General features: G+C 59.9%; 14 protein-coding genes. 8 read left to right on the forward strand and 6 right to left on the reverse strand.

Annotated elements, in window-relative coordinates:
* The coding region (locus tag QZ268_RS04230) for an NAD(P)(+) transhydrogenase (Re/Si-specific) subunit beta (protein WP_295448519.1) at positions 1 to 1,207 on the forward strand (1,207 nt) is incomplete at its 5' end.
* Positions 1,208 to 1,467: 260 nt separating this feature from the next.
* A complete protein-coding gene (locus QZ268_RS04235) occupies positions 1,468 to 2,748 on the forward strand; it encodes a DUF3422 domain-containing protein (RefSeq protein ID WP_295448522.1) in 1,281 nt (426 codons plus the stop codon).
* Here QZ268_RS04235 and QZ268_RS04240 read toward each other — a convergent pair.
* From QZ268_RS04240 to QZ268_RS04255, 4 genes are all read right to left on the reverse strand, one after another.
* On the reverse strand, positions 2,684 to 3,769 hold the full coding sequence (locus QZ268_RS04240; RefSeq protein ID WP_295448525.1) for a YeeE/YedE family protein: 1,086 nt from the start codon (positions 3,767 to 3,769) through the stop codon (positions 2,684 to 2,686). The genes QZ268_RS04235 and QZ268_RS04240 overlap by 65 nt on opposite strands.
* A gap of 267 nt (positions 3,770 to 4,036) precedes the next feature.
* The gene (locus QZ268_RS04245; protein WP_295448528.1) at positions 4,037 to 4,948 is read right to left on the reverse strand and encodes an ABC transporter permease; all 912 of its coding nucleotides are present in this window, start codon (positions 4,946 to 4,948) and stop codon (positions 4,037 to 4,039) included.
* The gene (locus QZ268_RS04250; RefSeq protein WP_295448531.1) at positions 4,941 to 5,948 is read right to left on the reverse strand and encodes an ABC transporter permease; all 1,008 of its coding nucleotides are present in this window, start codon (positions 5,946 to 5,948) and stop codon (positions 4,941 to 4,943) included. The genes QZ268_RS04245 and QZ268_RS04250 overlap by 8 nt, the downstream gene beginning before the upstream one ends.
* A gap of 161 nt (positions 5,949 to 6,109) precedes the next feature.
* A complete protein-coding gene (locus tag QZ268_RS04255) occupies positions 6,110 to 7,810 on the reverse strand; it encodes a peptide ABC transporter substrate-binding protein (protein ID WP_295448534.1) in 1,701 nt (566 codons plus the stop codon).
* Positions 7,811 to 8,171: 361 nt separating this feature from the next.
* On the opposite strand from QZ268_RS04255, the gene QZ268_RS04260 reads away from it, so the two are divergent.
* From QZ268_RS04260 to QZ268_RS04285, 6 genes are all read left to right on the forward strand, one after another.
* Positions 8,172 to 9,992, forward strand: coding sequence for an ABC transporter ATP-binding protein (locus tag QZ268_RS04260; protein ID WP_295448538.1), 1,821 nt, complete (start codon positions 8,172 to 8,174; stop codon positions 9,990 to 9,992).
* 4 nt (positions 9,993 to 9,996) lie between these two features.
* On the forward strand, positions 9,997 to 11,169 hold the full coding sequence (gene argE / locus QZ268_RS04265; RefSeq protein ID WP_295448541.1) for an acetylornithine deacetylase: 1,173 nt from the start codon (positions 9,997 to 9,999) through the stop codon (positions 11,167 to 11,169).
* A gap of 45 nt (positions 11,170 to 11,214) precedes the next feature.
* Positions 11,215 to 11,685: a MarR family transcriptional regulator gene (locus QZ268_RS04270; RefSeq protein WP_295448546.1), complete on the forward strand. Its 471-nt coding sequence runs from the start codon at positions 11,215 to 11,217 to the stop codon at positions 11,683 to 11,685.
* Positions 11,686 to 11,738: 53 nt separating this feature from the next.
* Entirely contained in the window at positions 11,739 to 12,905 is a 1,167-nt protein-coding gene (locus tag QZ268_RS04275; protein WP_295448549.1) for a M20 aminoacylase family protein, read from the forward strand.
* A gap of 22 nt (positions 12,906 to 12,927) precedes the next feature.
* Positions 12,928 to 14,097 (forward strand): M20 aminoacylase family protein, encoded by a 1,170-nt coding sequence (locus tag QZ268_RS04280; protein WP_295448552.1) that lies wholly within the window; start codon positions 12,928 to 12,930, stop codon positions 14,095 to 14,097.
* 78 nt (positions 14,098 to 14,175) lie between these two features.
* The gene (locus tag QZ268_RS04285; RefSeq protein ID WP_295448554.1) at positions 14,176 to 15,339 is read left to right on the forward strand and encodes a M20 aminoacylase family protein; all 1,164 of its coding nucleotides are present in this window, start codon (positions 14,176 to 14,178) and stop codon (positions 15,337 to 15,339) included.
* 155 nt (positions 15,340 to 15,494) lie between these two features.
* Here the strand turns inward: QZ268_RS04285 and QZ268_RS04290 are convergent, their stop codons facing one another.
* On the reverse strand, positions 15,495 to 16,538 hold the full coding sequence (locus tag QZ268_RS04290) for a glycosyltransferase family 4 protein (protein ID WP_295448557.1): 1,044 nt from the start codon (positions 16,536 to 16,538) through the stop codon (positions 15,495 to 15,497).
* A complete protein-coding gene (locus tag QZ268_RS04295; RefSeq protein ID WP_295448560.1) occupies positions 16,535 to 17,869 on the reverse strand; it encodes a 3-deoxy-D-manno-octulosonic acid transferase in 1,335 nt (444 codons plus the stop codon). The genes QZ268_RS04290 and QZ268_RS04295 overlap by 4 nt, the downstream gene beginning before the upstream one ends.
* Positions 17,870 to 17,871 lie beyond the last annotated feature (2 nt).

A 17,871-nucleotide genomic window follows, 5' to 3' on the forward strand; every position in this document is an offset into this window, starting at 1 on the left:
CAAGGTGCAGATGACCGAGATGCCGCAGCTTGTCGCCGCGATGCATTCGCTGGTCGGTCTGGCCGCGGTGTTCGTCGGCTTCAACACCTTCTTCGAGATGGTCCGCGTCGCCGGCATGGACGACACGGCCCGCGAGGCGCTCAAGGGCTTCGCTGCCGTTGTCGCACACAAGACGCCTGTCGAGTTGACCATCCTGCGCGGTGAGCTGTTCCTCGGCGTGTTCATCGGGGCGGTGACCTTAACCGGCTCGGTCGTCGCCTTCGGCAAGCTCGCGGGCAAGGTGTCGTCGTCCGCCTCGAAGCTGCCGGGCGGGCATGTGCTCAACGCCGGCGCGGCGGCGGGCTCGCTGCTGCTGATGATCCTGTTCCTCAACGGGGCGGGGCTCTGGGCGCTGGTGCTGATGACGCTGCTCGCCTTCTTCATCGGCTATCACCTCATCATGGGGATCGGCGGCGCGGACATGCCCGTCGTGGTCTCGATGCTCAACTCGTACTCGGGCTGGGCCGCGGCGGCGATCGGCTTCTCGCTGGGCAATGACCTGCTGATCGTGACCGGCGCGCTGGTGGGTTCGTCGGGTGCGATCCTGAGCTACATCATGTGCGTGGCGATGAACCTGTCGTTCATCTCCGTCATCCTCGGCGGCTTCGGCGGCCCGCAGGGCGAGGCCCTGGCCATCGAGGGCGAACAGATCGCCATCGACGCCGACGGCGTGGCCACGGCGCTCAACGAGGCCGACAGCATCATCATCGTGCCGGGCTACGGCATGGCGGTGGCGCAGGCGCAGCAGTCGGTGGCGGCGCTCACCGCCAAGCTGCGCGCCAAGGGCAAGGAAGTGCGCTTCGGCATCCACCCGGTGGCGGGGCGTCTGCCCGGGCACATGAACGTGCTGCTGGCCGAGGCCAAGGTGCCCTACGACATCGTGCTCGAGATGGACGAGATCAACGACGACTTCCCGGACACCGACGTGGTCATCGTGATCGGCTCGAACGACATCGTGAACCCGTCGGCCCAGGAAGACCCCAACTCGCCGATCGCCGGGATGCCGGTGCTGGAAGTGTGGAAGGCCAAGCAGGTCTTCGTTTCCAAGCGCGGCCAGGGCACGGGCTACTCCGGCATCGAGAACCCGCTGTTCTTCAAGGACAATACCCGGATGTTCTATGGCGATGCCAAGGCCTCGCTGGATCAGTTGCTGACAATGATCCAGTAACAGACCGGTCATAACTCAGACCAAAGGCGCGCCAGAGAGATCCGGCGCGCCTTTTCTTTTTTGAATTCATTTGGCCGCAACTCCCCCGGATGGGGCCATCGGCGGTAGGCGGAAATTTTGTTGGGTTCTCCTGAATTTTCGATGGGCCCCAATGGCTTTGTATACCGTAGTACCCTAGTAACATATTGAAATAAAAGACTTCTGTACAGATAATCTCTGAATCGCTATGGTGGCTTCACCTTTTTGGAGACCTCTGCGCCATGCCCCCGATCCCAGACCATCCTTTGCGCTATTCTTCGGCGAATGAGCTGCACGCCAGGCCTTTTCCAGCGATGAAAAGCCCCAGCACGGTGGTCTATCTGGCGGTGAAGCAGCCCAGCGAGGCGGTGCGCCGGGATCGCGGGCTGGATTTGCAACATCTCACCGATTTGCTGGATCGCCATGGCGCGCCACATCCGCAACCCGGCGCGACGCATCACTCGGCGCAACTGGGGCGCCATACCCTGAAATGGGAGCAACACACCGAATTCGTCAGCTACACGCTTTATGACGATGGCATCAGCAAGCGCGCCTTTGATCCGGCGGATTTTGATGTGTTCCCCTCGGACTGGCTGGAGGAAGCCCCGGGTCACCGGGTCACCTCGCTGATGATCCGGGTCCTGCCGCGGCCAGAGGACAAGCGGATCAAGACCGCATTGAAGGACTGGTTTGTTCCCGAAAGCCTGGCGGTGGCCGAGGTGCTGGATAACAGCGCTGTGGTTGCCGGAGATTTCCGCATTGATCCGGCAGGGCATATGCGGTTTGCACTGTTTGCCAATGCCACAACCGGGTCGCAGCGCATCGGGCGACTGGTCCAGCGGATCTGCGAGATTGAGACCTACCGGGCCATGTCGATGCTGGGGTTTTCCCGGGCGCGGGGCCTCAGCCGCGATATCAGCGAGCTGGACACCCATCTTAGCAAAATGATGGCGGAGATGACCTCTGACACAGCGCCCGCTGAACAGACCCTGACGCAGTTATTGACGGTTTCGGCGGAACTGGAGGCCATGGCGGCGCGTTCGGCCTTTCGATTTGGCGCGACTGGCGCCTATGAGGCGCTGGTCAATCAGCGTATCAGTCTGCTGCGCGAGATGCGCTATGGCGGTTTTCAGATGTTTTCCGAATTCATGCTGCGCCGATATGAACCCGCCATGCGCACGGTGAAGTCCACGGAAAAACGCATTGGTACCCTAGCAGATCGGGCGCGGCGCGGCGGCGAGCTGCTCAGGACGCGGGTTGATGTGGAACGGAGTGCGCAGAACCAAGCGCTTTTGGCCAGTATGGACCGGCGGGCAGATCAGGCGCTGCGGCTGCAACACACCGTAGAGGGACTCTCGGTGGTGGCTATTGGTTACTACGCCGTTTCACTGGTGTCTTACCTGATGTATCCCCTTGCGCAGGCTCTGGGCCACAGCAAGGGGATGTTGACCGCACTGATCACTCTGCCGGTTGTGGGGCTGGTGTGGCTGGCGATCCAGCGGATAAAGAAGCAGCTGCACTAGACCCGTCCCGCAGCAGCCGGTGGGCCACAATGCCGCCGAGGGCGATAAAGGCCAGCGCCAGCGGTGCCGCAACACCCAGGGTGGAAATCCCGGCAAGGCCCGCCCCCAGGGTGCAGCCCCCGGCCAGCACCCCGCCAAAGCCCATCAGGCTGGCACCCAGCATGTAGCGGCCGGTCTGGCGGGGGCTGTCAAAGCTCTGCCACCGGAAGTCCCCGCGCAGCAGGGCGGTAAGCAGGGCGCCGACCAAAACGCCGCCGATCAGCCCAGGGCCAAAGCCCGCAGGCAGGGCGCTGGAGGCAATGACATAAAACAGCCCCTCAGACATTGGCGCGGTAAAGGACAGGCTCTCCATGGCGATGGGGTCAAATTCGTCAAACAACACAAATCCAGTGGTGACCCAGGCCAGTGGCACCAGCGCCCCGATCATGGCGCCGCCCAGCAGCGCCAGTGCGGAATTTTGCGACCGCAGGGCCAGCCAAAAGGCAGGCAGGACAATGACGGCGCTCCATAGGGGGGCACCGCCCGGCAGGGCGGCCAGGGTTGCATAGTCTCCCAGCTGGACAGTGTAGCCGCCCAGAAGACTGCGCAGGGGGGCCAGCACCCCTTTAAGCGTGGCATGGGCGACCAGGGCAAAGATCCCGATGCAGAGCAGCGCCCGCAGGTTACCGGTGCCGCTGAGCACGGTGAGGCGCGAAATGCAGCCCCGTGTCAGCACCATGCCGCTGCCAAACATCACGCCGCCAACGGCAATGGCCAGCAGCGGCAGCTCTGAGGCCAGCAGGCGGTGGCCGTCAAAACTGATCCAGCCTTGGGTCACGGCGGCCTGAGTGCCCAGCACTGATACGGCCAGAGCCAGGGCCCAGATACCGGCTGCTTGGCGGCGGTCCTCGCCAATCAGGGCACGGCGAAAGCAAAACCGGGTGAGCTGCGCCAGCACCCCAAAGCCCAGCCCAAGGGCGAGGGCAAAATACAGCGAGGCCAGTCGTGGGGTGGTCTCTTCAAAACCCAATGTCTCAAACATCGCAGACTCCCGTTTAGCAGCGAATTGGAATTATTTCCCGAAATGAGGCCAAATTCCCGCGCAAGCAAGGGGTATGCCCCACTTCCGACAGGGGGTGGCGGCAATATTGTTCTGCTTTAGCTGGGAGGGGTGGACTTTTCTCCTGCGCTCGCTGGGGCAGGGCGAAACAATTTGGCCGCCCCCTCGGGGACGGCCAAAATCTATGTTCTTATTTGAATATGTCTCAGTGAGTTGCAGCGGCACGGCTGCCCGCACCGCTCTGAGGGGTTAGCGGCCGCGAATCCGTGGATCCAATGCGTCGCGCAGCCCGTCACCAAGGTAGTTCACGCTCAGCACGGTCAAAGAAATCGCGATACCAGGCCAGAACACCCGCTCGGGATGCTGCTGCAGATAGTCGGTGGCATCAAACAACAGCCGCCCCCAGGTTGGGAAATCCGGTGGGAAGCCCAGGCCGAGGAAAGACAGCGAGCTTTCGGTGATGATCGCGGTGGCAATCCCCAGTGTTGCTGACACCATGATCGGCGACAGCACGTTTGGCAGGATATGCCGGGTGATCAGCTGGCTGTTCGAGGTGCCGATGGAGCGGGCCGCAAGAACAAACTCACGTTCCTTGATGGCCAGGACATCGCCGCGCACGATGCGCGCGGTGGGCATCCAGGAGGTCACCCCAATGGCACAAACGATGAGGATGAAGATCCCCTGTTCAGGCCCAAAGGCCGCGTTCAGCGGTTCGCGAAACAGCAGCATCATCACCAGCAGCAGCGGCAGCAACGGCAGGGCCAGGAACAGATCCGTGAGACGCATCAACGGCCCATCAAGCCGTTTAAAGAACCCGGCCACAACGCCAATGAAGGAGCCAAGAACCAGCGCCAGCGCCATCGCCGTAAGCCCAACCGAGACCGAGGTGGAGCCCCCAGCCATCATTCGGGCCATCATGTCTCGGCCCAGCTGATCTGTACCAAAGGGGTGTGCCAAGCTGGGTCCCTGATTCCGGGAACGGATGTCGATATGGGTTGCATCAATATCCCAGAGGAAAGGACCCAGATAGACCGAAGCCACGATAAGAAAGAACAGGATGCCGCCTAGCAGTGCACCACGGTGGGTTTTGAACTGGTCCCAGACATCCAGCCACTGGCTGCGCGGTGGTTTGCTGGGGATGGGATTGCTAAGCTCAGTCATAGCGGATCCTCGGGTCTAGAATGCCATAGAGAACATCGGCGATCAGATTGAACATCACGATGAGAATGGCAAAGATAAAGGTGAGAGTCTGTACCATGGGCAGATCATTGGCCTGAATAGCGCCAATCAGCAGCTGGCCGATGCCATTTACCTTGAACACCTGCTCGGTGATGATTGCGCCGCCAAAGATCGCGGGAATGCCAAGGGCAATCACCGTGACCACCGGGATCATCGAGTTGCGCAGAACATGCACCATCACCACGACATATTCGCTGAGCCCTTTGGCACGGGCCGTGCGCACATAGTCCTGGTTCAGGTTATCCAGCATCGAGGCGCGCATAAAGCGGCTGAGCTGGGCGGTGATCTGCAGCGCCAGCACCATGACCGGCATGATCATCTGTCGCAACTGGTGGACAAAGCTGTCCCAGCTGTCGACCACATGGGTGGTGTCGTAGATCGACGGGAACCAGCCCAGCTGCACCGAGAAGATCACGATGACCAAAACGCCCGAGAAAAACGGCGGCACCGAAAAACCGACCATCGACACAAAAGTGCCGAGCTGATCAAACCAGCTGTACTGACGATAGGCGGAGTAGATGCCGATGGGCAGGGCGATGAAAATGGCAACCACATAGGCGGTGCCCACAACCCACAGGGTCTGCGGCATCCGCTGGATGACGATATCCATCACCGGCGAACGGGTCTGCCAAGAGATGACGCGCAGGTCACCCTGCGAGAAGGTGGTGCCAAAATAGTGGTCGATCAGGACTTGAGGTTCAATCCAGAAGAACTGCACCAGCCATTTCCAGAAGCGGATGGGGGCGGGTTGGCCAAGGCCAAGGGCCTCGCGCATTTTTTCTTTGACTTCGGGGGGGACCGTCAGGGGCACCTGCGCCATTGGATCGCCGGGTGCGAGTTCAAGAAGGAGGAAGATCACCAGGCTGATGAAGAGCAATGTCGGAACCGACAGGATCAATCGCCTGATTGTAAAGGTCAGCATGGAACGTGCGCCTTTTGCAATGTGTTATTGTTGAGCTGGACAGGGCGTCAGGGCCGCGGTGGCTGCCGCCTGTGGCCAATGTGTCCGGCGATAAACCGGAACGCGGCGCGAATGGCAAGAGGCCCCGGTGAAACACCGGGGCCTCGTTTGGTCAGAACCGTTTATTTGATACGGTACCAGTCAGCAGCGTTCCAGATTTCGCTGTCCCAGACGTTCAGCACAACACCACCAAGCGAGTTGGCGTGCGCCGAGAGACGGCCACGGTGAACCAGAGGGATCATGCCGCCGTTTCCAACGATGATGTCGTTGAGACGCTTGGAGATTTCCGCACGAGCTTCGGCACCGGCTGTGGTTGTCAGCTCCGCATGCAGCTTGTCGAACTCTTCGTTGCAGAAGCGCGAGATGTTCTCACCCTGCCACTGGGTCGCAGGCGAAGGCGCTTTGTCGCACAGACCGTTGGCCAGGTAGGACTGAGGGTCGGTGCCGTTGAAGGTATTGGCATACATTTCAACGTCAGCATAGAACTTCTGGAAGGTGTCAGGCGAACCGGGATCACCACCAAAGAACACGGAACCGCTAAGGTTACGCAGCTCGGATTCGATACCAATTTCGCTCCACCACTGTTTGATCAGTGCCTGGAAATCCTGACGCACGGCGTTGGTCGAGGTCTGGTACAGGATCTTCATTGGGATCCCATCGGGGGTTTCACGTACGCCGTCACCATTGGTGTCTTTGTAGCCCGCTTCTTCCAGCATCGCGTTTGCCGCAGCGATGTCCTGCTTGTCGCAGGTGAAGGTGTCAGAGTTCACAGCGGCAGGTGCCGGAACCCAGTTACAGGTGACTTTACCCGCTTTGCCATAGCCGATTTCGACCAGCAAAGGACGGTCAATCGCCAGCGACATTGCTTTGTAAACCGCAGGATCACCCAAGAAAGGGTGCGGGCGGATCACCGAACGCTCATCCGGGCCAAGCGCCGGATCAGGGTTGGTGTTGTTCAGCATGATGCGCTCAACCAGCGGGCCAAAGCCTGCGACAGGCTTGCCTTTGCCGGCGGATTCCATCTGGGCGATGACTTCAGGGGCCAGCTGCAGGTTCCAGGCGTAGTCAAACTCGCCGGTTTCCATGACGGCGCGGCCAGCGGCCGTTGCGTCGCCGCCACCTTTGAACAGGACCTTGGCAAAGGCAGGCTTGGCCGGGTCACGATAGTTCGGGTTGGCCGACAGGGTTATCACGTCGTTGGGTTTGAATTCATCAACAACAAAAGGACCGGTGCCGATGGGGGCAAAGTTGGCCTCGGTGCATTCCGGTGCCTTGGCACCCATACAATCCGCAAACTGAGCCGCCTGGATGATGGGGCTTTCACCGCCAACAAAGGGGCCATAGGGGAAGGGGGTTGGCTTGGCAAATGTGACCTTGACGGTCAGATCATCAAGGGCTTCAACCGAGGTCACACCTTCGAATTTGGTAACCTGGGCACAGCCGCCTTCGGGGTCCATGCAGTAGTCAGCGGTGAATTTCACATCCGCAGAGGTGAAGGCGCTGCCATCGGACCATTTGAGGCCGGGTGCGATCTTCCAAGTGATGGTGGTCAGGTCTTCGCTGACGCCACCGTTTTCTACGGTTGGGATTTCGGCGGCCAGGTAAGGCACCATGACGCCATCCTGATTGTAGCGGACCAGGGGCTCAATCACCAGCGATGCGGCTTCAACGTCCTTGGTCCCACCGGATAGGAAGGGATTCATGATCGATGGCGCTTGCCAGTAGATGATGTTGACCTGGCCGTCAGAGCCGCGCTCGGCAAAAGCTGCCGGAGCGATGGCAGCCGTGGCGATGGCACCCATCAAAAGGGTTTTGAGTTTCATTACACTCTCCTTGTCGAACACATTACGTGTCTTTTTGTGCCGGACAACTTGGCCCGGCTTGTTGCCGCAAAACTGCGGGTTCGATGTCGCTCTGCCTATGATGGCGTGCAAGGTTTTGAAAGATCGAAATTTTTCGATCCCAATTGTCGCTATACGCACCACCATACTGGGCAGATACTGGCAGTATCGAAGCAGAGTTTCCAAAAAAAGCAAGCCTCACCGGGGGATTTTTCCTGACCAACCTCGGCATTGTGGAATTTTGCAGGCTGGATTTGACGCCCCCCGTCAAGATTGTCATACATCTTGCACAAGCTCGGCACGCAAGCAGGGCATTATTATTCACAAAACAGGGGGCGACGGGGTGCTCGATCAACCTATTGCACAAATTAAAGGCCTTCGCGTCGAGTTTCAGACCAAAGATGGCCCGGTTGTTGGCGTCGAGAACGTCTCCTTTGATGTAAACCCCGGAGAAACCGTCTGCGTCGTCGGCGAGTCGGGTTCTGGCAAATCCGTTTCCTCGCTGTCGCTGATGCGCCTCGTTGAATTTGGCGGCGGTGAAATCTCCGCGGGTGAGCTGATGTTTGATCGCCGCGAGGGCGGTGTCATGGATCTGGCCAAGGCGCCGGGCGATATGATGAAGGACATTCGCGGCAACGAGATCGGCATGATCTTTCAGGAGCCGATGACCGCCCTGAACCCGGTCTTCACTGTTGGCCGCCAGCTGACCGAAGGTCTGCGGGTGCACAAGGATATGAACAAGGCCCAGGCCGAGGCGCGGGCGCTGGAACTGCTGCGCGAAGTGCGTATTCCCGAGCCCGAACGCCGGTTGACACAATACCCTCACGAGCTGTCCGGTGGCATGCGTCAGCGGGTTGTTATCGCCATGGCCATGGCCTGCGAGCCTCGCCTGCTGATCGCCGATGAACCCACAACCGCGCTGGATGTGACCATTCAGGCGGAAATTCTGGCCCTGATGGACCGGCTAAAGCGCGAAACCGGCACGGCGGTGATGTTCATCACCCACGACATGGCCGTTGTGGCGCAGATGGCGGACCGGGTTGTGGTGATGTTCCGCGGCAACAAGGTCGAAGAGGGCACGGTCGAAGAGATCTTTGAAAACCCCCAGCATGACTACACCAAGGCGTTGCTGGCGGCGGTGCCCAAACTGGGGGAAATGCAGGGCAAGGCCTACCCCGAGCCGATGAAGCTGATGGGGGTCGAAGGCCAAAGGATTGAGCCAATCAAAGGCACTGACGAGGTGCTGTTGCAGGTTGAAAATCTCACCACGCGCTTCCCGGTCAAAGGCGGATTGCTGCGCCGGACGGTGGCCAATGTGCACGCGGTCGAGGATGTGTCCTTTAAGGTTTTCAAGGGGCAAACCCTGTCGCTGGTTGGTGAATCTGGCTGCGGCAAATCCACCGCAGGGCGGTCGCTTTTGCGTCTGGTTGAACCGCTGTCGGGCAAGGTTGAATTCGAGGGCCGTGATATTCTTGGGTTGAACCAAAGAGACCTGCACAAGGCCCGCCTGGACATGCAGATGATCTTCCAGGATCCCTTTGCCTCGCTCAATCCACAGATGCAGCTTTTGGATCAGGTGGCAGAACCGCTGCGCAACTATGGCCTGGCCTCGGGCTCTGAGCTGCAGGACCGTGTGGCCAATCTGTTTGACCGGGTGCAGCTGCCGCGCAGCTTTATGCGCCGCTACCCGCACGAGATGTCCGGCGGTCAGCGCCAGCGGATCGCAATTGCCCGCGCCCTTGCCTTGAACCCGAAACTGATTGTGGCAGATGAGGCTGTCTCGGCGCTGGATGTTTCTGTACAAGCCCAAGTTTTGAACTTGATGATGGAATTGCAGGCAGATCTGGGTCTGTCCTTTCTGTTTATCAGCCATGACATGGCGGTGGTCGAACGCGTCAGCCATCAGGTCGGGGTGATGTATCTGGGGCGTATCGTTGAACTTGGCCCGCGTGCCCGCGTCTTTGAGAACCCCCAGCATGCCTATACGCAGGCGCTGATGAAGGCGGTTCCAATTGCTGATCCCCATCGCCGCAAAAGCGAAAAAGACCTGAACTTCAAACCCATTCCATCGCCCATTCATGGTCTCGATTACCAGCCGGAGCCCTCACAGTATCTGGAGGTGGAGCCAGGTCACTTTGTGCTAACCACCGACAGTGGGTATTAATTTGATGACTGCAGTTTTGACGCCGCTAGAGATCATGCAAAAACTGGTGGCTTTCCCAACGGTGAGCCGCGACAGCAATCTGCCTTTGGTCGATTGGGTACAGCAGTACCTGACCGAGCAGGGCATCGTCTCGCACCGCTGGGTGGACCCGGATCAGCCCCATAAGGCAGCTGTTTTTGCCCATGTCGGCCCAGAGATCGAAGGCGCGGTTGTCCTGTCGGGGCACACCGATGTGGTGCCGGTTGATGGCCAACCCTGGGACAGCGACCCCTTCACCGTGGTAGAGCGTGACGGCAAGTATTTTGGCCGGGGCACCTGTGACATGAAGGGGTTTGATGCCCTGGCGATCTGGGCCTTGGTTGAGGCACACCATCGCGGCGTAAAGCGGCCTTTGCAGCTGGCGCTCAGCTTTGACGAAGAAATCGGCTGCACCGGGGCGCCGCCGATGATTGAGGCCATGCAGCCGCTGTTGCCCAAGGGGGCTGCCGTTATCGTTGGTGAGCCATCGATGATGCAGGCGGTGACCGGCCATAAGGGCGGCACAGGTTTTCGCACCCATATGATCGGCTTTGAGGTGCACAGCTCGCTGCTGCACACAGGCGTCAGCGCCATCATGCAGGGAGCGCGGCTGATCGACTGGGCCAACCATCGCAATGCGGAAAACATGGCCAAAGAGCCAGGCGCGATGCAGTCCCTGTTCAACCCGCCCTTCACCACCTGTCATGTGGGCATGATCTCCGGCGGCACCGCCCATAATATCACCGCCAAAGACTGCACTTTTATGATGGATTTCCGGGTTGTTCCCGGCGAGCAGGCCAGCGATTGGGAAGCGGCCTACCGCACTGAGGTGCAAAAGGTCGAAGCGGACATGCAGGCGATCCACCCGGAAGCGCGCATTGATATCAGCAAGGGCTTTGACGTCCCCGCCCTGGTACCCGAAGAGGCCGGGGAGGCCGAGGCGCTGGTGCGCAGCCTGACCGGCGACAATGGCACCCATGTGGTTAGCTACGGCACTGAGGCCGGCCAGTTCCAGGCGGCGGGCTATTCGGCGGTGATCTGTGGTCCGGGGGATATTGCCCAGGCGCATCAGCCCAATGAGTTTATCACCGTGGCGCAGTTCAATGCGGGCCATGGTTTTATGAAACAGCTTGTTATGCGTCTGGAGGCGCCTCGCTAGAGTGTTTTGTCAGTGTTGTCCTGTTGCGCCCTGTGAAAGGTGATTATGTCAGAAGTAGAGAGTAACCTGCCCAAAGGGATCTACGAGGACATAGATTTTGCCGTCCTGGTGCAAATTGCAGGCCGGATGATCGCGCAGCATGTTGAAGCCATAGGCAAAGAAGCGGCTTTGTCCGCCGGGCATCTCAGCGTGCTGGGGATGATCCACCGCAAGCCTGGGCTGGTGCAAAGCGTCTATGGGGCGATTCTGGCCATCAATGACGCCACCCTTGGCCGGTATGTGGACAAGCTGGAAGACCAGGGGCTGGTGTTGCGCGAACGCTGCGACGACGATCGGCGTACCGTTCGCCTGACGCTGACGGATGCTGGACTGGGTTTCATCATCGACGTCAGAACACGTCTGGCAGAGATACGCAGCGAAGTGACCGGCGGGTTAGGTCCTTCGGATATTTCTGTGCTGCAGGAGAACCTCGTCGCCTTTTTGACCGCCCACGGGCCGGATTTGCAAGAAACGTAGACAAGGCTTTTTTATTGCCTTACCAATCATCTCAATTGAGAGGAGTTGCGCTTTTGCCCATCAAAAACCGTTTTGCCGAAATGCAGCGAGAAATCACCGCCTGGCGGCATCATCTGCATGAAAATCCTGAACTGCTCTATGAGGTGCATAAAACCGCAGCCTTTGTTCAAGAACAGCTGCAGAGCTTTGGGGTGACGGATGTAACACCTGGCATTGGCAGGACCGGCGTTGTGGCGGTGATCGAAGGCAAGACCAATACCTTGGGTCGGGTGATCGGGCTGCGCGCCGATATGGACGCGCTGCCCATCCATGAGGCCTCTGGCGTCGACTACGCGTCTAAAACGCCCGGACTGATGCATGCCTGTGGTCACGATGGTCACACAGCAATCCTGCTGGGGGCGGCGAAATACCTCTCTGAGACCCGCAATTTTGACGGCAAAGTGGTGCTGATCTTCCAACCCGCCGAAGAGGGCGGCGCGGGGGCCAAGGCCATGTGCGAAGATGGCCTGATGGAACGCTGGGGCATCCAGGAGGTATACGGCTTGCACAACATGCCAGGCCAGCCCGTCGGGGAATTTGCCATTCGCCCCGGTGCCTTGTTGGCCTCGTCAGATGAATTCGAGATCAAGGTGACCGGCAAGGGCGGCCATGCGGCGGCCCCCCATGATGCCATCGACACCACTCTTGTGGCCTCGCAGATTGTGGTCTCGCTGCATTCCATCGTGTCGCGCAATGTTGATCCGGTAAAACGTGTGGTACTTACGGTTGGGACCTTTGAAACCGATAGCACGGCCTCCAATGTGATTGCCCATACGGCAAAACTGCAAGGCACGGTGCGAACACTGGACACTGAATACCGCGCCGAGGCCGAAGACTGGGTCCGCCGGGTTGCCACCAGCACCGCTGAGGCCTTTGGCGCCACCGCCGAGGTGATCTGGACGCCGGGATATCCGGTGACAATCAATACCGATACCGAGACCGGGTATGCCATTGAGGCCGCCCGTGCCGTCGGCGCCGCAGTGGATGAGAATACCGCGCCCATCATGCCGTCGGAGGACTTTTCCTATATGCTGGAAGAGCGTCCCGGCGCCTATATTTTCCTCGGCAATGGCGACACGGCCATGTGTCACCACCCCGCCTATGTCTTTGACGACGAAGCGATTCCACTGGGTTGCAGCTGGTTCGCCGAACTTGTTGAACGACGAATGCCCACAGCATAATTCAGACCAAAGGACACGCGCGATGCCAGTCAAAAACCGAATTGCAAATCTGCACGAAGAAGTGGCCGGTTGGCGCCGCGACATCCACGAAAACCCTGAAATCCTGTACGAGACCCACCGCACCTCTGCGCTGGTGGCAGAAAAGCTGAAAAGCTTTGGCTGCGATGAGGTGGTGTCTGGAATTGGCCGCACCGGCGTTGTTGCAGTGATCCGGGGGCGCAGCGACACGGTTGGCCGCGCCATCGGGCTGCGCGCCGATATGGACGCTCTGCCGATGCAGGAACAGACCGGGCTGGCGCATGCCTCAAAGATCGACGGGGCGATGCATGCCTGCGGCCACGACGGTCATACGGCGATGTTGCTGGGGGCTGCGAAATACCTGGCTGAGACCCGCAATTTTGATGGCACCGCCGTGGTGATCTTTCAGCCCGCCGAAGAGGGCGGCAATGGCGCCGAAGCCATGTGCAAAGATGGCCTGATGGAACGCTTTGGCATCAACGAAGTCTATGCCATCCACAATGCACCTGGGCTGGAACTGGGCAAGTTTGCCATCCGCCCCGGCCCGATCCTTGCTTCGGTGGATGAGTTCACGCTGACCTTGCAGGGCCGTGGTGGTCATGCGGCCAAGCCGCAGGAAACCGTCGATACCACGGTGATGATGTCCCATATCATCTGCGCGCTGCAAACGGTGATGTCTCGCAATGTCGATCCGGTGCTGCAGGGGGTTCTGTCCGTCACCTCGGCTGAAACCTCCTCCAAGGCTTTTAACGTGATCCCGGATCGGGCTGAGGTCCGGGGTACGGTGCGCACCCATTCGCCTGAGGTCCGGGCGCTGATCCCTGAACGGCTGCAGGCCATCGTCGACGGGATTGCCCAGACCTTTGGCGGCACGGCAGACCTGTCGTTTCATCTGGGCGTACCGGTCACAATCAATGATGATGCAGCCGCTGATTTTGCCCGCCTGGCGGCGGAAACAGTTTCCGGCGCAGGCTCTTGCGAGGAGGTGCCGCTGGCCATGGGCGGAGAGGATTTCTCCTTCATGCTGCAAGAGCGCCCGGGCGCCATGATCCGCCTGGGCAATGGCCCTTCTGCCGGGCTGCATCATCCCGAATATGATTTCAACGATGAGGCCATTCCGACGGGGATCAGCTGGTTTGCCGAAATGATCGAACAGCGGATGCCAGTGGCCTGATCTGGCCTGACACCAGTCAAACACCATTCAAAACACCCCGGTTAAGTCACCGGGACAGTAATACCAAGGAGACTATCCATGCCGGTCAAGAACCGCTTCGCCGAATTGCAAAATGAAATCACCGAATGGCGTCGTGACCTTCACGAAAACCCGGAGATCCTGTTTGAAACCCACCGCACCTCTGCGCTGGTGGCGGACAAGCTCAAGGAATTTGGCTGCGACGAGATTGTCACCGGCATTGGCCGCACCGGTGTTGTTGGTGTGATCAAGGGTAAAACCGATACAGCGGGTAAGGTCATTGGCTTGCGCGCGGACATGGACGCGCTGCCCATCCACGAGGCCACTGGCCTGGACTATGCCTCCAAGACCCCCAATGCCATGCATGCCTGTGGCCATGATGGCCATACGGCGATGCTGCTGGGGGCTGCCAAATACCTGTCCGAGACCCGCAATTTTGATGGCACCGTTGTGCTGATCTTCCAACCCGCCGAAGAAGGTGGCGGCGGTGGCCGGGAGATGTGTGAAGACGGCATGATGGAGCGCTGGGGCATCCAAGAAGTCTACGGCATGCACAACTGGCCGGGCAAACCCATTGGCTCTTTCTCAATCCGGTCGGGGGCGTTTTTTGCCGCCACGGATCAGTTTGCCATCACCTTTGAAGGGCGCGGCGGCCATGCGGCAAAACCGCAGGAAACCATTGATACCACGGTGATGTCGGCGCAGGCGGTCTTGGCGCTGCAGACCATTGCGTCGCGTAACTCGGATCCGGTGGAACAGATTGTGGTCTCAGTGACCTCGTTTGAGACCTCCTCCAAGGCCTTTAACGTGATCCCACAGCGTGTCGAAATCAAAGGCACGGTCCGTACCATGGCGAATGAGACACGGGATCTGGCGGAAAAGCGGATCAAGGAAATCTGCGCCGGCATCGCGGCCACCTTTGGCGGCACTGCTGATGTGAACTATTATCGCGGCTACCCGGTTATGGCCAACCACGACGAACAGACAGAGTTCGCCGCCAAGGTTGCCACCGACATCTCGGGCGCCTGCGAAGAGGCACCGTTGGTCATGGGCGGCGAGGACTTTGCCTTCATGTTGGAAGAGCGCCCCGGCGCATATATTCTGGTGGGCAATGGCGACAGCGCCTCGGTGCACCACCCAGAGTATAACTTCAACGATGAAGCTATCCCTGCGGGCTGCAGCTGGTGGGCAGGAATCGTTGAGCAGCGTATGCCTGCTGCCTGATTTGGCAGCAAGCTGCACAAATATTGCAAAAGCCCGGCACTTGCCGGGCTTTTTTTGGTCTGCAATCAGACCGAACAGGCGCAATACCCCGGTTTGACCCCGATTTTTTTGGTGGCCTGTCCCTATGGTCGTGGCTTTTGCCTGTTTTTTTGGCGCTAGCCTGTGGCCCAAAGCGCCTGATAGACCTCTTCGATTCCCTGGGCTTCGCGGCTGGCGCTAAAGCTTTCAACGGCGATCTCGCGGGCGTTGTGGCACATGGCCTGATAGTGATTCGGGTCTTGTAGCAGCGTCAGGGCTGCTTCTGCGGCCTCCGCTGGGGCCACTTGCGGCACAATTCTCCCTGCGCGCCCCTGGCCGGAAAAGACTTGATAATAGCCTGCCTCAGAGCCAACAAAGGGAACAGCACTGGCCATGCCCTCCAAAGGCACCATGCCGTAGCCCTCGTAGCGGGGCAATTGCATCACCAGTGACAGCGCCCGCATGGTTTGCGGCAGGTCGGCGGCGGGGATTTCACCGGGAAACAGAATGCGTTTCGTCAGACCGGCAGCCTTGATCCGCTCCTGTAATCCCTTGAGAAAGCCCTGATGCTCGCGCGTGGCCCGTCCCAGAACCAGCGCCGTGGCACCGGGAAGCTGCGGCAACAGCTGCAACATGGCCTCGACAAATAGATCGGTGCCTTTTTCCGGGCGAATTCTGCCAATACTGGCAATACCTATATCGCCGCCAAGCCCCAGCGCCTGCCAGGCGGCGCGGCGATCTATGGCCGGGGTAAAGGTATCGGTATCGACTCCATGGGGCACCACGGCGCGCACATGGGGCACAAAGCTGGCGGCCTCTTGCGAGGTGGCAACAACCGCATCCATGCGCGAAATCAACCAGCGGGGAAAAGCCGAGTGTCGGCGCAGCGCCGCAGAGGTAAAGACAATGCGGATCGGCAGGCGCAGCACATCGCGCGCCCAGATTGCGGCGCGCATCTCAGTATTGCGGCGCACGTGCCAGATGGCAAAGGGATAGGTGCTGGGGGCTGTGGCCGACAGCTGCCGGGCGCGTTTGACGGCGATCGGAGCGGGGCAGCCGGGCAGGGGGCGGCCAACCAACTGCACATCGTGCAGTGCAACCTGTTGGCGCAGAACATTGGCCGCCGTGGCCGAGACCCCGGTGAAGTTCTTGTTGAAATTGGTGACAAAAAGCTCAGTCATGGGGTTCTTTCAGGCGCATTCACACCAAGGCTGCTGATCAATCGATCTACCACCACATCCAGCTGGCCGGATTGTTCGTCCACGTAGCGGCGCGCGGCGTTGCGGGCGTTTTGCAGCTGCTCCGGTTGGGTCAGCCACAGATCGACTGCCTGCGCCAGCTCGCGGGCATCGCCTATTTCCGTGGCACCGCCGGCCGCAATCATCGGCGGGTAGGTTTCGATGAAGTTGCTATAGCCCGGCCCGGTGAGCACCGCAGCCCCGGCCTGGGCAACTTCAAAGGGGTTATGTCCGCCGATGGGCCGCAATGATCCACCAAGAAATACAATGGGGGACAGGGCATACCAGCTGCCGAGCTCGCCGAGGGTATCGGCCAGATAGACCTGGGTTTCAGATGTCAGCGCCGTGCCAGTGCTGCGTTTTGCATAAGCCAGCCCGGCCTGGGTGATCTTGGCGCCAATTTCCTCGGCGCGCTCGGGGTGGCGCGGGATCAGGAAAAGGCAGAGTTCGGGATGATCCTGCAACAGCACCTTATGGGCGTCCAGCACCGCTTCTTCTTCACCTTTATGGGTGGAGCTGGCAATCCATAGCGGACGTCCGGCAAGGGCGGTGCGCATCTCCCCCAGCAGATCAGGCGAGTCCGGCAGGGCGGCGGCCCCGGCCTTGAGGTTGCCACTGGGAAACACCCGCGCCGGATCCGCCCCAAGCGACAGCAAATCATCGGCCACCTGTTGGTTCTGGGTCAGCAAAAGATCAAACAGCCCCATCAGGTAGCGCGCCGTTGGCAGTTTCTTTCGCCAGACTGCAACGGATTTGGCAGACAGGCGGGCATTGACCAGCGCCAGCCGGGTGCCACCTGCCTTGGCAGCCGACAGGGTCACGGGCCAAAGCTCGCTTTCGACAAAAATCCCGGCATCCGGGCGCCAATGGGCGAGGAACCGGGCCACTGCGCTGGGTGAATCCAGCGGCGCAAACTGGTGCTGGGCGCAGTCCGGCAGACGTTTGGCGGCCATCGCCGCCGAGGTCGCCGTGCCGGAGGTCAGTAAAAAACGTGCAGCTGGTATGCGGGCGTGCAATCGGTTGATCAAGGTGATGGCAGCCAGGCTTTCGCCTACCGAGGCACCATGAAACCAGATCAGCGGCGCAGAGGCTGCAAGGTCTGGACGGGGTTGGCTGGCATGACCCAGCCTTTCGCGCTGCCGCCGGTCGCTCACCCCATGGGCCGCGAGTTTTGTTGCAACTTTGCGATAGGCAAAAGGTGCCAGCAGCCTGGTCAAGGCGCGATAGCTGTAAAACAGCAGCGTCGGCGGTGCTGTTTGGTCAGGCTTGCTCATCA

Source organism: uncultured Pseudophaeobacter sp., from assembly GCA_905479575.1.
Lineage (GTDB): Bacteria > Pseudomonadota > Alphaproteobacteria > Rhodobacterales > Rhodobacteraceae > Pseudophaeobacter.

Bases quoted from the DNA above. Each gene is read 5' to 3' on its own strand.
- QZ268_RS04240 (WP_295448525.1), bottom strand. From the start codon at position 3,769: ATGTTTGAGACATTGGGTTTTGAAGAGACCACCCCACGACTGGCCTCG.
- QZ268_RS04255 (WP_295448534.1), bottom strand. From the start codon at position 7,810: ATGAAACTCAAAACCCTTTTGATGGGTGCCATCGCCACGGCTGCCATC.
- QZ268_RS04280 (WP_295448552.1), top strand. From the start codon at position 12,928: ATGCCAGTCAAAAACCGAATTGCAAATCTGCACGAAGAAGTGGCCGGT.
- QZ268_RS04285 (WP_295448554.1), top strand. From the start codon at position 14,176: ATGCCGGTCAAGAACCGCTTCGCCGAATTGCAAAATGAAATCACCGAA.
- QZ268_RS04270 (WP_295448546.1), top strand. From the start codon at position 11,215: ATGTCAGAAGTAGAGAGTAACCTGCCCAAAGGGATCTACGAGGACATA.
- QZ268_RS04235 (WP_295448522.1), top strand. From the start codon at position 1,468: ATGCCCCCGATCCCAGACCATCCTTTGCGCTATTCTTCGGCGAATGAG.
- QZ268_RS04295 (WP_295448560.1), bottom strand. From the start codon at position 17,869: ATGAGCAAGCCTGACCAAACAGCACCGCCGACGCTGCTGTTTTACAGC.
- QZ268_RS04250 (WP_295448531.1), bottom strand. From the start codon at position 5,948: ATGCTGACCTTTACAATCAGGCGATTGATCCTGTCGGTTCCGACATTG.
- QZ268_RS04290 (WP_295448557.1), bottom strand. From the start codon at position 16,538: ATGACTGAGCTTTTTGTCACCAATTTCAACAAGAACTTCACCGGGGTC.
- QZ268_RS04245 (WP_295448528.1), bottom strand. From the start codon at position 4,948: ATGACTGAGCTTAGCAATCCCATCCCCAGCAAACCACCGCGCAGCCAG.
- argE (WP_295448541.1), top strand. From the start codon at position 9,997: ATGACTGCAGTTTTGACGCCGCTAGAGATCATGCAAAAACTGGTGGCT.